The 12,770-nt window shown below is 67.4% G+C and carries 20 protein-coding genes and 2 tRNA genes; 8 read left to right on the top strand and 14 right to left on the bottom strand.

Annotated features, from left to right (window positions below):
- Window positions 1–22: 22 nt before the first annotated feature.
- Window positions 23–232: a sulfur carrier protein ThiS gene (thiS, locus tag F573_RS0104095; protein WP_018869023.1), complete on the bottom strand. Its 210-nt coding sequence runs from the start codon at window positions 230–232 to the stop codon at window positions 23–25.
- 65 nt (window positions 233–297) lie between these two features.
- Between thiS and F573_RS0104090 the strand changes: the two genes are divergently transcribed.
- The 3 genes from F573_RS0104090 (at window position 298) to F573_RS0104080 (ending at window position 1,114) form a co-directional block, all read left to right on the top strand.
- Window positions 298–371, top strand: a tRNA-Gly gene (locus tag F573_RS0104090).
- 126 nt (window positions 372–497) lie between these two features.
- Entirely contained in the window at window positions 498–947 is a 450-nt protein-coding gene (locus F573_RS0104085) for a Fur family transcriptional regulator (RefSeq protein ID WP_019021546.1), read from the top strand.
- Window positions 948–1,038: 91 nt separating this feature from the next.
- Window positions 1,039–1,114: transfer RNA gene (locus F573_RS0104080), tRNA-Thr, on the top strand.
- 81 nt (window positions 1,115–1,195) lie between these two features.
- Here the strand turns inward: F573_RS0104080 and F573_RS0104075 are convergent.
- From F573_RS0104075 to F573_RS0104050, 6 genes are all read right to left on the bottom strand, one after another.
- The gene (locus tag F573_RS0104075; protein WP_019021545.1) at window positions 1,196–1,612 is read right to left on the bottom strand and encodes a bacteriohemerythrin; all 417 of its coding nucleotides are present in this window, start codon (window positions 1,610–1,612) and stop codon (window positions 1,196–1,198) included.
- 18 nt (window positions 1,613–1,630) lie between these two features.
- Complete coding sequence (locus tag F573_RS0104070) at window positions 1,631–1,924, bottom strand: CC/Se motif family (seleno)protein (protein ID WP_019021544.1); 294 nt, start codon at window positions 1,922–1,924, stop codon at window positions 1,631–1,633.
- Window positions 1,921–3,012 carry an ACR3 family arsenite efflux transporter gene (arsB, locus tag F573_RS0104065; protein WP_019021543.1) on the bottom strand — a complete coding sequence of 364 codons (1,092 nt, stop codon included), beginning with the start codon at window positions 3,010–3,012 and terminating at the stop codon, window positions 1,921–1,923. Before arsB ends, F573_RS0104070 begins: the two co-directional genes overlap by 4 nt.
- A gap of 1 nt (window position 3,013) precedes the next feature.
- Window positions 3,014–3,340, bottom strand: a complete 327-nt coding sequence (locus F573_RS0104060; RefSeq protein WP_019021542.1) for a helix-turn-helix transcriptional regulator — start codon at window positions 3,338–3,340, stop codon at window positions 3,014–3,016.
- A 115-nt stretch (window positions 3,341–3,455) separates the two neighbouring features.
- A complete protein-coding gene (locus F573_RS15485; protein WP_255349429.1) occupies window positions 3,456–3,584 on the bottom strand; it encodes a hypothetical protein in 129 nt (42 codons plus the stop codon).
- Window positions 3,585–3,727: 143 nt separating this feature from the next.
- Window positions 3,728–5,026, bottom strand: coding sequence for a DEAD/DEAH box helicase (locus F573_RS0104050; RefSeq protein WP_019021540.1), 1,299 nt, complete (start codon window positions 5,024–5,026; stop codon window positions 3,728–3,730).
- A gap of 117 nt (window positions 5,027–5,143) precedes the next feature.
- Here F573_RS0104050 and trxA point away from each other — a divergent pair, with 117 nt between their 5' ends.
- Complete coding sequence (gene trxA, locus F573_RS0104045; RefSeq protein ID WP_018869015.1) at window positions 5,144–5,470, top strand: thioredoxin TrxA; 327 nt, start codon at window positions 5,144–5,146, stop codon at window positions 5,468–5,470.
- Between the two features lie 180 nt (window positions 5,471–5,650).
- Window positions 5,651–6,910: a transcription termination factor Rho gene (gene rho / locus F573_RS0104040; protein ID WP_019021539.1), complete on the top strand. Its 1,260-nt coding sequence runs from the start codon at window positions 5,651–5,653 to the stop codon at window positions 6,908–6,910.
- A gap of 28 nt (window positions 6,911–6,938) precedes the next feature.
- Here the strand turns inward: rho and F573_RS0104035 are convergent, their stop codons facing one another.
- The 5 genes from F573_RS0104035 to rph are packed head-to-tail and all read right to left on the bottom strand — an operon-like array spanning window position 6,939 to window position 9,929.
- A complete protein-coding gene (locus tag F573_RS0104035; protein WP_019021538.1) occupies window positions 6,939–7,187 on the bottom strand; it encodes a hypothetical protein in 249 nt (82 codons plus the stop codon).
- Window positions 7,187–7,384: a CPXCG motif-containing cysteine-rich protein gene (locus F573_RS0104030; protein ID WP_018869012.1), complete on the bottom strand. Its 198-nt coding sequence runs from the start codon at window positions 7,382–7,384 to the stop codon at window positions 7,187–7,189. The genes F573_RS0104035 and F573_RS0104030 overlap by 1 nt, the downstream gene beginning before the upstream one ends.
- A complete protein-coding gene (gene hemW / locus F573_RS0104025; RefSeq protein WP_019021537.1) occupies window positions 7,381–8,568 on the bottom strand; it encodes a radical SAM family heme chaperone HemW in 1,188 nt (395 codons plus the stop codon). The genes F573_RS0104030 and hemW overlap by 4 nt, the downstream gene beginning before the upstream one ends.
- A gap of 21 nt (window positions 8,569–8,589) precedes the next feature.
- Window positions 8,590–9,204, bottom strand: a complete 615-nt coding sequence (gene rdgB, locus F573_RS0104020) for an RdgB/HAM1 family non-canonical purine NTP pyrophosphatase (RefSeq protein WP_019021536.1) — start codon at window positions 9,202–9,204, stop codon at window positions 8,590–8,592.
- Window positions 9,205–9,209: 5 nt separating this feature from the next.
- The gene (rph, locus tag F573_RS0104015; RefSeq protein WP_019021535.1) at window positions 9,210–9,929 is read right to left on the bottom strand and encodes a ribonuclease PH; all 720 of its coding nucleotides are present in this window, start codon (window positions 9,927–9,929) and stop codon (window positions 9,210–9,212) included.
- 116 nt (window positions 9,930–10,045) lie between these two features.
- On the opposite strand from rph, the gene F573_RS0104010 reads away from it, so the two are divergent.
- From F573_RS0104010 to F573_RS0104000, 3 genes are all read left to right on the top strand, one after another.
- Window positions 10,046–10,267 (top strand): DUF2835 family protein, encoded by a 222-nt coding sequence (locus tag F573_RS0104010; RefSeq protein ID WP_018869008.1) that lies wholly within the window; start codon window positions 10,046–10,048, stop codon window positions 10,265–10,267.
- Window positions 10,268–10,508: 241 nt separating this feature from the next.
- Window positions 10,509–10,928, top strand: coding sequence for an Hsp20/alpha crystallin family protein (locus F573_RS0104005; RefSeq protein ID WP_019021534.1), 420 nt, complete (start codon window positions 10,509–10,511; stop codon window positions 10,926–10,928).
- Between the two features lie 203 nt (window positions 10,929–11,131).
- Window positions 11,132–12,058, top strand: coding sequence for a DnaJ C-terminal domain-containing protein (locus tag F573_RS0104000; RefSeq protein ID WP_018869006.1), 927 nt, complete (start codon window positions 11,132–11,134; stop codon window positions 12,056–12,058).
- A gap of 26 nt (window positions 12,059–12,084) precedes the next feature.
- Here the strand turns inward: F573_RS0104000 and F573_RS0103995 are convergent, their stop codons facing one another.
- Window positions 12,085–12,519, bottom strand: a complete 435-nt coding sequence (locus F573_RS0103995) for a molybdenum cofactor biosynthesis protein MoaE (protein ID WP_019021533.1) — start codon at window positions 12,517–12,519, stop codon at window positions 12,085–12,087.
- A gap of 2 nt (window positions 12,520–12,521) precedes the next feature.
- Window positions 12,522–12,755 carry a molybdopterin converting factor subunit 1 gene (gene moaD / locus F573_RS0103990; RefSeq protein ID WP_019021532.1) on the bottom strand — a complete coding sequence of 78 codons (234 nt, stop codon included), beginning with the start codon at window positions 12,753–12,755 and terminating at the stop codon, window positions 12,522–12,524.
- Between the last annotated feature and the right edge of the window lie 15 nt (window positions 12,756–12,770).

Genomic DNA, 12,770 nt, shown 5'->3' with positions numbered 1-12,770 from the left:
GATACGACTGCGGGCAAGAATATCAGCCACCGCCGATGGCCTGAACGACCTCGACACGATCACCCTCCTGCAACCGCCGCTCGGCGTGCTCGCTGCGGGGCACCAGGGTCTCGTTCACCTCCACGGCCAGTCGCCGACCGCCAAAGCCGCGCTGCCGGATCAGGTCCGCCACCGTCGGCGGCTCCTGATCCGAAGAGATTTCGCAGGTTTCTCCGTTCAACTTGATCTGCATGGGTCATACCGTCGGTGATTCGGGCATTGAGCCGGGGCGCGTACGCGCATACAATTCGTGGCCAGGCGGGTGTAGTTCAATGGTAGAACATCAGCTTCCCAAGCTGAGAACGTGGGTTCGATTCCCATCACCCGCTCCATCCCTTGCTCGTTCCCGGCTTCGTTCTGTCGGCGGCATTCTACCAGCTTGCCGCGCCGCGTCGGCGTATGCCTTCTTCCCAAAACAGAACTGGACTCTGTCCAATTCGCTGTTATATGTTGGAGATATGAGCACCCGAACCCCCCAACCCGATCTGCTGGGAATCGACGACGCGCGCGCCCTGCTGCGCGATTACCGCATCTCGCCGACCGAACAGCGAATCGAGATCGTCCGAGTGCTGTTCGCCCGCAACCAGCACCTCAGCGCCGACCACATCCTCGCGCAGCTCACGCGCCAGGAGTCGCGCGTGTCCAAGGCCACGGTGTACAACACCCTCAAGCTGTTTGCCGAGAAGGGCCTCGTGCGCGAAGTGATCGTCGACCCGTCGCGGGTCTTCTACGACTCCAACCGCGCCCCGCACCACCACCTGTTCCACGTGGACAGCGGCCAGCTCGAGGACGTGGAACCGGCCCAGGTACAGGTGAACGACCTGCCGCCGCTGCCCGAAGGTACCGACGTGCTCAGCGTGGACGTCATCGTCCGCGTCGGCCCGGGGCAGAGCTCCGACGAAAACTGATCTCCGAAAGCGCCCGCTATGCCGGGAGACGCCCCGTCGCCGGCCCGGGGCATTGTTGGTAACGCCCCGCTTCGCTATGATGTCGCGCTCAGCCGACGTAGCTCAGCAGGTAGAGCAATCGATTCGTAATCGATAGGTCGGGGGTTCAATTCCCTCCGTCGGCACCAGACCAGAGAAAAGGGCCGGCACTGCGTGTGCCGGCCCTTTTTCCGTTCCAGCTTCGTTCAGCGGATTCCCTCCGGCAGGGACTACTCCCCCGCGGCACGCTCGGCGAACCGCGCCAGCAGGGCATCCATGGTGGTGAAATGGCGCTGGTACCAGGGAATGATCTCGTCATCCAGCGCCGAGAGCAGATCCGCGCCCCGCATCGACCCGTCCTCCAGCCCCGCCAGCAGGGCTTCCCAGCGCGCCAGATGGGCCGCATGTTCCTGCCGGTGGTAGTCCTTCTGCGGAAAACTGACCCGCTCCATCAGCTCATCCTCGCGCGCGAAATGCTCGCGATTGAACTCGACGAAGGCCGCGAACGCCTCCCGTACGGCGTGGTCGTCGCCCTCCTCGCGGGCCCGGCCCACGGCTTCCAGCAACCGGGCGGCTTCGTGGTGATCATCGTTCATGAAGGCCTCCTCCAGCTCCGGGACCTTCAGGCTGCGCTGCACTTCAGTCATGGCTCACTCCAGCATCGTCTACTCCTGCACCTGGCCCATCTCGCCTTCCACCACCAGACGCCGCCAGTGGAAGAAGCCCTCGAGGTCGACCCGGTACGGACCCGGGCCCATGTCTTCGGCCACATACACGTGAATGCCCTCGATCTGCGTCCTTGCGTACCCCTCCGTCGAGCGCGGCGCGCCCGGCTCGGCCACCGGCACACCCGCCTGGCCACCGCAGCAGCCGTGGCGGGCGGACAGCCGCAGCGTCATCTCGCCGCCCCGGCCGGCGAGCCAGTCGCGTGCCGCGTCGCTGAGGGACACCGTGGTCACGTGCCCGGCGCCTCGTTGTTGGTCGGGAACCAGTGGCGCGTGCGATTCGCAATGCGCACCAGCGCCAGCATCAGCGGCACCTCCACCAGCACGCCCACGACCGTCACCAGCGCCGCACCGGACTGCAGGCCGAACATCGCGATCGCGGCCGCCACGGCCAGCTCGAAGAAGTTACTGGCGCCGATCATCGCACCGGGGGCCGCCACCGCGTGACGCACGCGCCACGCCTTCGCCCAGTAATACGCAATGTAGAACACCAGAAAGGTCTGGATGATCAGCGGAACGGCGATCAGAGCGATATGCCCCGGATTCGCCAGGATGCGCTCGCCCTGGAACGCGAACAGCAGGACCAGCGTCACCAGCAACCCGATGGGCGTGACCGGGCCGATGCGTTTCATGAAGACGTTGTCGAACCACTCGATGCCCTTTCTGCGGATCAGCCAGATGCGCGACAGGTAGCCGGCAGCGAACGGGATCACGATATACAGCAGCACCGACAGCGCGACCGTGTCCCACGGCACGTAGATATCGGAGATCCCCAGCAGCAGGACCACGATGGGCGCGAAGGCGAACAGCAGGATGATGTCGTTCACCGCCACCTGCACCAGGGTGTAGGCCGCATCGCCGCGCGTGAGATAGCTCCAGACGAACACCATTGCGGTACACGGCGCGGCACCCAGCAGGATCGCCCCGGCCAGGTACTCGCGGCCCAGATCCTCCGGGATCCAGGCGGCGTAGACCACCATGAAGAAGAACCAGGCGATCGCGAACATGGTGAACGGCTTGATCAGCCAGTTCACCGAGGTGGTGACGGTCAGGCCCTTCGGCTCGCGGCGCACGCCGAGGATGGCGGAGAAATCGATCTGCACCATCATCGGGTAGATCATCGCCCAGATCAGGATGGCCACCGGGATCGAGACCTGCGCGTACTCCCATTGCGACAGCGTCTCCCGCACCGCGGGGAAGAACTGCCCCAGCGCGACGCCCGCCACGATGCACAGCGCTACCCACACGCTCAGGTAGCGCTCGAAGAGGCCCATGCCTTCTTTCGCCGAGATCTCCTCGGCGGACTGGTTGCGATCGTTCATGTCAGCAGGAGGTCTCCACCCCGGAAAGCTCGCACTCGCCCTCCTCGGCCGCGCAGCAGTGCGCGGTCAGGTAGGCCACCAGATCCTGCATCGCGGCCAGATCCGCCCGGTAGCGCTGGTAACGCCCCTCCTGGGTCACGGTGACGAGGCCGGCCCGGGTCAGAGTCTTGAGGTGGAACGAAAGGTTGCTACGTGGCAGCTCCAGTTTCCGGGCGATCTCGCCGGCGACCAGCCCCTCGCGTCCGTGACCAACCAGCAGACGCACGATGTCCAGACGGACACCGGAGGCCAGCGACTCGAACATGGAGGTGGCGGTCAGCTTGTCCATTTTTCAATGGTTCAACGATTATTGAATCATTGTCAACAAGCGGGCGGACATCGGACCGGAATCCCTGATGGAACCGCCGCGCCGAAGAGGAAACGACAGGCGGGGGAAGGGTCGCTCAGCGGGCGTCGCCGCGGATCACGGTGACGGGCGTGGCGGACTCGACCAGGACCCGGCCGGGGTGGCTCTCGTCGAAGCGCACGCGGATGTGGCGGTCGATCAGCAGTTCGTTGTCGACCCACTGCACGCGGTGACCCGGGGGCATTCGCAACCAGGCGTATCTGCCCGTCGCACCCGGCCTGCACCACGACGACCTCGATATCCGCACCCAGGCGAAAGGAATCGCCAACCTGCAGGTCCAGGGTCTCCATCGCGGGCGGCGCGCCGGACTCAGCGGCCGCGGCCGTTCCCGCGGGAACGCCCCGAGGAGCCACCGCGCCGCGGCCCGCCACGGCCGCCGCCGGGCCCGCCGCGCGGCTTGCGCTCGCGCGGTTGCGGCCGGGTCAGGTCCTGCGGCAGGGCGGCGCGTTCGATGTTCTCGGTGGGGATGCGCTCGCCCAGGTAGGACTCGATATCGGGCAGGTAGAACGCCGAGTCCTCGCAGCCGAAGCTGATCGCGTCGCCCTCGGCACCGGCGCGCGCAGTACGCCCGATGCGGTGCACGTAGTCCTCCCCGGACTGCGGCAGGTCGAAGTTGAACACATGCGTGACCTCGGGGATGTGCAGCCCGCGGGCCGCCACGTCGGTCGCCACCAGGAAGGTGTATTCACCCGCGGCGAAGCCCTCCAGCAGCTTCGAGCGCTTCTTCTGCGGCACGTCGCCCGAGAGCAGCGCGGCGGCGTGGCCGTTGGCATTCAGCCAGTCGGCCACCTTCTCCGCCCCGTGCTTGGTGTTGGAGAACACGATCGCCCGTTCCGGCGCCAGATCCCGCGCCAGCGCCAGCAGCAGCGGGATCTTCTCGTCGTTGGCCGGATAGTAGACGGTCTGGCGCACCCGGTCGGCGGTCATGGTCTCCGCCTCGATCTGCACCTTCTCCGGGTTGTTCATGTGCTCGTAGGCCAGCTCCATCACCCGCCACGACAGCGTCGCCGAGAACAGCATGGACAGCCGTTCCTGCGGCGGGGCGCAGCGGCGCATCAGGAAGCGCACGTCCTTGATGAAGCCCAGATCGAACATCCGGTCGGCCTCGTCCAGCACCACCACCTCGGTGTGCTTCAGGCCGAAGACCTTCTGCTTGAAGTAGTCGATGATGCGCCCCGGGGTGCCGATCAGCACGTCGGCGCCGGCGGCCAGCGCTTCCCGCTGGCGATCGTAGTCGGTGCCGCCGTAGGCCAGTGCCAGCTTCAGGCCGGTATCGGCGCCCAGCAGTTCGGCGTCGCGGTGGATCTGCACCGCCAGCTCGCGCGTCGGCGCGAGGATCAGGGCGCGCACGTCGGTGGCGCGACGGTGTTCCGCCGGGGCCTGGCGCAGCAGCCGGTTGAACGTCGCGATGAGGAACGCGGCGGTCTTGCCGGTTCCGGTCTGCGCCTGCCCGGCCACATCGCGCCCCGCCAGGGCCACCGGCAGCGCCTGCGCCTGGATGGGAGTACAGGTATCGAATCCGGCACGGCGCACCCCCGCGCGCACCGCCTCGGGCAGATCGAAACGGTCGAATGCGGGCTGGGCGGGTTCGTGCGCGGCGTCTGTCATGGGGCTCCCGGGCGGGCTTCGCTGTTTTACTTGAACTTTCCCGTCATCTTCGTCGATAGTACGGCGTACGCGGCCCTGAAGAAGGCCGGTGCCAACCCAACGTCATGAGGACGCGGAGTGAGCGACAAGATCATTTATACATCGGACGCGAGTTTCGACGAGGACGTCCTGAAGTCCGACCAGCCGGTCCTGGTGGACTACTGGGCGGAATGGTGCGGTCCCTGCAAGATGATCGCGCCGATTCTGGACGAAATCGCCGAAGAATACGCCGGCAAGGTCAAGGTTGCCAAACTGAACATCGACGAGAACCCGTCGACGCCGCCCAAGTTCGGTATCCGCGGCATCCCGACGCTCATGCTGTTCAAGAACGGGGACGTGGAGGCCACCAAGGTCGGCGCCCTGTCCAAGTCGCAGCTGACCGCCTTCCTCGATCAGCACACCTGAGCGGAATCACGGTCACCTTCCGTTGCGGGGCGGGCTTGCAACAGCCGCCCGCCCCGCTTAATATTCGAGCGTTTCGTCGGCGCCGGGCCTCTCCCGGGGTCGTCCCCTGCCCCGTCATCATTGCAATCCTGCGGCCATCCCCGGCCGCCGTTCATCCACGTTGAGCACAGCGCCCCACGCATGAATCTGACCGAACTGAAGCGGATGACCGCCGCCGACCTCGTTGGCCTCGCCGAAAACCAGGGCATCGAGAACATGTCCCGTGCCCGCAAGCAGGACATCATCTTTGCCCTGCTGAAGGCCCACGCGAAAAGCGGCGAGGCGATTTACGGCGACGGCGTCCTGGAGATCCTCTCCGACGGCTTCGGCTTTTTGCGCAGCCCGGACGCCTCCTATCAGGCCGGCCCCGACGACGTCTACGTCTCCCCCAGCCAGATCCGCCGCTTCGGCCTGCGCACCGGCGACACGGTGGCCGGCAAGATCCGCCCGCCGAAGGACAACGAACGCTACTTCGCGCTGCTGAAGGTCTCGGAGATCAACTTCGAGCCGCCGGAAAATGCCAGACACAAGGTCCTGTTCGAGAACCTCACGCCGCTGCATGCCAGTCACCGCATGCGCATGGAGCGGGGCAACGGCTCCACCGAGGACATCACCGCGCGGGTCATCGACATCGTCGCGCCGTTCGGCAAGGGCCAGCGCGGCCTGATCGTCTCGCCGCCCAAGGCCGGCAAGACCCTGATCCTGCAGAACATCGCCCAGAGCATCGCGACCAATTACCCGGAGTGCTATCTCATCGTCCTGCTGGTCGACGAACGGCCCGAGGAAGTGACCGAGATGGACCGCATGGTGCAGGGCGAGGTCGTCTCCTCCACCTTTGACGAACCGGCCCAGCGCCACGTGCAGGTGGCCGAGATGGTCATCGAGAAGGCCAAGCGCCTGGTGGAGCACCGCCGCGACGTGGTCATCCTGCTGGATTCCATCACCCGCCTGGCACGCGCCTACAACACCGTGGCCCCCAGCTCCGGCAAGGTGCTCACCGGCGGCGTCGACGCCAACGCCCTGCACCGGCCCAAGCGCTTCTTCGGCGCCGCGCGCAATGTCGAGGAAGGCGGCAGCCTCACCATCCTCGCCACGGCCCTGGTGGACACCGGCTCCAAGATGGACGAGGTGATCTACGAGGAATTCAAGGGTACCGGCAACATGGAGGTGCACCTGGAGCGGCGCATCGCCGAGAAGCGCATCTACCCGGCGATCAACGTCAACCGTTCCGGCACCCGCCGCGAGGAACTGCTGACCGACCCGGAAGAGCTGCAGAAACTGTGGATCCTGCGGAAGTTCCTGCACGGCATGGACGACATCGAGGCGATGGAATTCCTGCTCGGCCGCATGCAGTCGTCGAAGACCAACAGCGAGTTCTTCGACCAGATGAAGCGCTCCTGAGGCGACGCCCTGACGCCCCGGCCCGGGCTCAGGCGCCGGCCGCCAGCGGCGCGAACTCCAGCAGACGGTCCAGCCGGCGCCACTGGCGCCGGCCCTCGGCATCGCGCAGGATCAGATACTCCACGCCCCGGCGGGTGCGCAGATCCAGCGGCCACACCCGCGCCACCTCGTCGAGGCCCCGGTGGCGCCAGCGGATCCGCAGCGCCTCCCCGTGCATGATGCAAAGCTCCAGCTCGGAGTAGCGCGCGCAGGGTATGGGGACGTAATCCGCGGCCATCAGCCACCTTCCCTCTGAGCATCGACCACGGGGATATCATCCTCGGTGGTCGTCAGGTGACGGAACACGATGGGCGAGCAGCACACGCCACAGTCCTCCACCCATTCATCCTCGTCACTCATCACATCCACCGTCGTCTCGCCCGGTTCTCCGCACCAGGGACAAGCAAACGCCACGAATTCGATCGGTCGGGTCATCGCGACACCTCCTCGACATCGTTGGCAGCCTCCGGCAGAAACCCTTCCAGGACATCATTGAGAAACTGCAGGCCCTCCGTGGTGGTTCGCAGGACGCCGCTTCCGGCGGGATCCATCAGGCCGCGCTGACGCGCACGCTCCAGCCCGGGCTCCAGTGCCTCCAGGGGCAGCCCGGTCCGCTCGCGGAACCGCGCCTCGGGCACGCCATCGACCAGCCGCAGGACGTTCAGCATGAACTCGAACGGCCGCTCGCCGGCTGCGACCGGCGTATCCCGCCCGCCGGTCGGATCGGCGAGGTAGGCCTGCGGCTGGCGCGGTCGCACGCGGCGGATGATGGAGCCGTCGTGGACCTGCGTCAGCTTGCCGTGGGCACCGGCACCGATGCCGAGGTAGTCCCCGAAGGTCCAGTAGTTCAGGTTGTGCCGGCACGCTTCACCCGCCCTCGCGTAAGCGGACACTTCGTAGCGAGTATAGTCCGCCTCCGCGAGACGCAAGCTTCCGGCGGCAAAAAGTTCGGCCACGGTGTCATCCTCCGGCAGCTCCGGCGGGCGCGCGGCGAACAGCGTATTGGGCTCCAGGGTGAGCTGATACCAGGAAATGTGCTCCGGCTGCTGCGCGATCGCCGCCTCCAGATCCGCCATGCCCTGCGCCACCGTCTGCCCCGGCAGACCGAACATGAGATCCAGGTTGATCCGCTCGAAGCCGGCGGCCCGCGCATGTTCCACCGCCGCGGCCGCCTCCTCCGGCCCGTGGATGCGACCGAGACGCTGCAGCATCGCGCCGTCGAAGCTCTGCACCCCCAGCGACAGCCGGTTGATCCCGGCCTCGCGGTAGCCACGGAAGAAATCGCGGTCGGCGGTGCCGGGATTCGCCTCCAGCGTGATCTCCACGTCCGGGCGCAGCGGCAGCAGCGCCCGCAACCCGGACATCAGCTCCGCCATCGCCTCGGGCGGGAACATGCTGGGGGTCCCGCCACCGATGAACACGCTCTCGATACGCCGCCCCCAGACCTCGGGCAGCTGCGCCTCCAGATCGCGCAGCAGCGCGGCCACGTAGTCGGCGAACGGGGGCTCGCCGCTACGGGGTTCGTGGGAGTTGAAATCGCAGTACGGGCACTTGCGCACGCACCACGGCAGGTGGACGTACAGCGCCAGCGGGATCGGGGTATCGAAGCTCGGGGTCATGCCGGGAGCATAGCCCCCGGCTCAGCTCCCGGCACGTTCCCGCAGGGCCCGGGCCAGTTTCGCCAGCGCCCGGCCGCGATGACTCAGACGATTCTTCTCGCTCGGCTCCAGCTCGGCCGAGGTGCAGCCGTGCTCCGGCAGCTCGAACAGCGGATCGTAGCCGAACCCGCCATCGCCGGACGGTGCCGTGGCGATGCGCCCGCGCCACACGCCCTCGGCGATCAGCGGGGCGGGATCGTCGGCATGGCGCAGGAACACCACCACCGCGCGGAAGCCGGCGCCGCGGCGTTCCTGCGGCACATCCGCCAGCGCGTCCAGCAGCTTCGCGTTGTTGGCGGCATCGGCGCCGTCACCGCTCTCCCCGGCATAGCGCGAGGAATAGATACCCGGCTCGCCGCCCAGGGCATCCACCTCCAGCCCCGAGTCGTCGGCCACCGCCGCCAGCCCGGTGTGCCGGGCCGCGTTGCGTGCCTTCAGCAGCGCGTTCTCGACGAAGGTCAGGCCGGTCTCCTCGGCCTCCGGCACGCCCAGCCCGGTCTGCGTCACGACCTCCATGCCCAGCGGCTCCAGCAGCGCCGCCAGCTCGCTCCGCTTGCCCGGGTTGCCGGTGGCCAGGACCACGCGCTGCGCCGCCATTCCGCTCAGCCCTCGCCCAGGACCGCGCGTTGCGCGTCGATGATGTTACTCACACCCTTCTCGCCCAGATCCAGCATGCTGTCCAGTTCGTCGCGGCGGAAGGCATGGCCCTCGGCCGTGCCCTGGATCTCGATCACCCCGCCGGCCTCGTTCATCACCAGGTTCAGATCGGTCTCGGCCGCGGAGTCCTCGTCGTAGTCGAGGTCCAGCACCGGCGTTCCCTGGAAGATCCCCACGGACACCGCCGCGAGATGTCCGTGCAGCGGATCCTTCTTCAGCAGGCCGATCTCGCGCCCGTGCGCCACCGCGTCGCGCAGGGCCACGAAGGCACCACTGATCGAGGCCGTGCGCGTGCCGCCGTCGGCCTGGATCACGTCGCAGTCGACAATGATCTGGCGCTCGCCCAGCGCTTCCATGTCGACCACCGCGCGCAGGGCGCGACCGATCAGGCGCTGGATCTCCATGGTCCGTCCGCCCAGCTTGCCGCGGGCCGCCTCGCGCGCCATGCGGTCATGGGTGGAACGCGGCAGCATGCTGTACTCGGCGGTGACCCAGCCCTTGCCCTTGCCCTTGAGCCAGGGCGGCACGCGGGGCTCGATGGTGGCATTGCACAGCACCCGGGTGTCACCGAACTCCACCAGCACCGAACCTTCGGCGTGGCGGGTGAAGTGCCGGGTGAAACGGACCGGGCGCATCTCGTCGGGCTGTCGACCGCTGGGGCGCATGGCGATTCCTTGCTAAATTTGTCAGGCGCGCAGTATACGGGAGACCGGGGGTCGCGGGGCCAGCCCCACCCGGCCGATCCCGCCCCGCGCGCTCCGCCCCATCGGACTGACCCGCCATGCAGCGTTTCCGCATCCGCCTGGACATCTCCCCGGACATGATGGAGCAGTACTATTCCGGGCGCTCCACCACCGTATTCGCGATCTCCGAGGCGGGGGTCAGCGTGCAGTTCCCGGCGCGGCTGCTGCGCCCGTACATGACCCACGACGGAATCCACGGCCTTTTCGAACTGGTTACCGAAAATGACTACCGCCTGCGCGATTTTCGCCGCCTGGCTTGAAATCTCCCCGGAACGCCCCTACTTCGATTACTGAGTCAACAAGACACCCGATGAAGGAGGGGATTGCCATGAACATGATGCGTTACGAACCCTGGAGCCTGCTTAAGGAAACACTGATCAATGTACACGTTCGCGTTGGCACCCCAGGTTTTCCGAGACAAGGCGCGATGCGCAGCCGGTAGTGGTTCTACCGGCAAGGGCCGCAACGCAGGATCGGGGAACCTGGGGTGCCAACGCGAACGTGTACATTGATCAGTGTTTCCTTGACCAGCTCTCGCGTGAACTCGGCCGCCTGCCCGACGTACCCGGCGACGAGGACTCGGTGAGCGCGGCCGACTGGAGCCCTGCGGTGGACATCCGCGAGGAGACCGATGCCTACGTGCTGCATGCCGACGTCCCGGGCGTGGATCCCAAGGACATCGAGCTGCACATGGAGAACGGCGTGCTGACCCTGCGTGGCGAACGCAAGTACGAAAACGCAGAAGAGAAGGAAGGCTACAAGCGCGCGGAGCGCATGCGTGGCACCTTCTTCCGCCGCTTCTCGCTGCCGGACACCGCCGATGCGGAGAACATCTCCGCGCGCAGCCAGAACGGCGTGCTGGAGGTTCGCATTCCCAAGCAGGCCAGGGTGCAGCCGCGCCGGATCGAGATCGAGAGCTGATCCGCATCCGGCGACGTTCCCGGCCCCGGCCGGGACGGGCCTCCCAACGGGCGCTGCCGGCGCGAGCGGGCAGCGCCTTTTGATTGGTGCCGGTAGCACCCGAATCCCGGGTATGATGGCCCGGGATTCGGGTGGTACCCGAACGCGAACGCATACACACCGGCTTCGCCGGTCGCCGAAAGGGTTCCGACTCGAGGCAGGAGATGGAATACAAGGATTACTACAAGATCCTGGGCGTGGACCGCAACGCCAGCCAGGACGACATCAAGAAGGCCTATCGCAAGCTGGCGCGCAAGTACCACCCCGACGTCAGTGACGACCCGCAGGCCGAGACGCGCATCAAGGAGGTCAACGAGGCCTACGAGGCCCTCGGGGACCCGGAAAAGCGCAAGGCCTACGACCAGCTGGGCGCCAACTGGCGCCAGGGGCAGGACTTCCGTCCGCCGCCGGGCTGGGACGGCTGGACCGGTGCGGGTGCCGGCGGCCGCGCACGGGGCGCCGGACCGGGCGCCGGCGGGGCCGATTTCGGCGGCTTCTCCGACTTCTTCGAGTCGATCTTTGGCGGCGGCGGCATGGGCGGCGGCGGTCGCCGGCGCGGCTTCGACGTGCGTGGTGCCGACCGCGAAGGCGCGGTGGAAGTGACCCTCGAACAGGCCATGCACGGCGCCGAGCTGTCGGTGACCGACCCGCGCGGGCGCCCGCAGCGCGTGCGCATCCCCGCCGGCGCCAAGGACGGCTCGCGGGTCCGGGTACGCGGCCAGGGCGACCCCGGCGTGGGCAACGGCGCCCCGGGCGACCTGCTGCTGGAGATCCGCATCAAGCCGGATCCCAACTACCGGGTGGAAGGGCGCGACCTGTACCGCGACATCCCGATCACCCCGTGGGAGGCCGCGCTGGGCGCCACGATCGAGGCGCCCACCCCGCACGGACCGGTCAACCTGAAGGTGCCGAAGGGCTCGCAGTCGGGCAAGCAGGTGCGCCTGAAGGGCAAGGGTCTGCCCGGCAAGACCCCGGGCGATCTGTATCTGCGGCTGATGATCCACGTGCCGCCGGAAGACGAAGCCGGCGACTGGTATGAAAAGATGGCGGAGTCATCCAGCTTCAACCCGCGCGAGCTGCTGGACGGCTGATCCCCCTCGCGCGCGACGCGCGGGATTCAGCCGGGCGTGTTGCGCTCCACCCAGCGGCTGCTGCCGTCGGCCAGGCGCTCGCGCTTCCAGAACGGGGCCTCGTGCTTGAGCCGCTCCAGGATGTCGCTGCAGGCATCGCGGGCGGCCGCACGATGGGCCGACCAGGTCGCCACCAGCACCAGCGCATCGCCCGGCCGCACCTCGCCCACGCGGTGCGCAACATGCACGCCCAGCAGGGGCCAGCGCTGCTGGGCGGCCTCCACGATGCGCTCCAGCTCCTGCTCGGTCATGCCCGGATAATGCTCCAGAAACAGCCCGGTGACCGTGTCGTCCTCGTTGAAGTCGCGCATGCGGCCGACGAACACGCTGGCCGCCCCGCGGGCCTCGGCGGGGATGTCCTGCTCCGCCGCGCGCAGCACGCCCCAGGGGTCGAAATCCTCGGAGTGGATGGTCACGGTCATGCTCAGCCCCCGGTCACCGGCGGGAAGAAGGCCACCTCGTCGCCATCACGCACCGGGGTTTCGAGATCGGCGCGGGTCTGATTGACCGCGCTCATCAGCCGCTGCGGCGGGGGTTCGCCATGCAGGTGCTCCCACAGGCCGGCCACGGTAAAACCCTCGGCCGGGAGTTCGGCCCGGTCGCCCTCACGGCCCAGTTCTTCGCGCAAACGCGCGAAATACAGCACTTTTACCGCCATGCAGCCCCTACACGT

This window comes from Thioalkalivibrio sp. ALE23, from assembly GCF_000378545.1.
In the GTDB taxonomy this organism is placed as follows: Bacteria; Pseudomonadota; Gammaproteobacteria; order Ectothiorhodospirales; family Ectothiorhodospiraceae; genus Thioalkalivibrio.
Note: the sequence above shows the minus strand (reverse complement) of the source record. Positions and strands in the feature narration are given on the sequence as shown.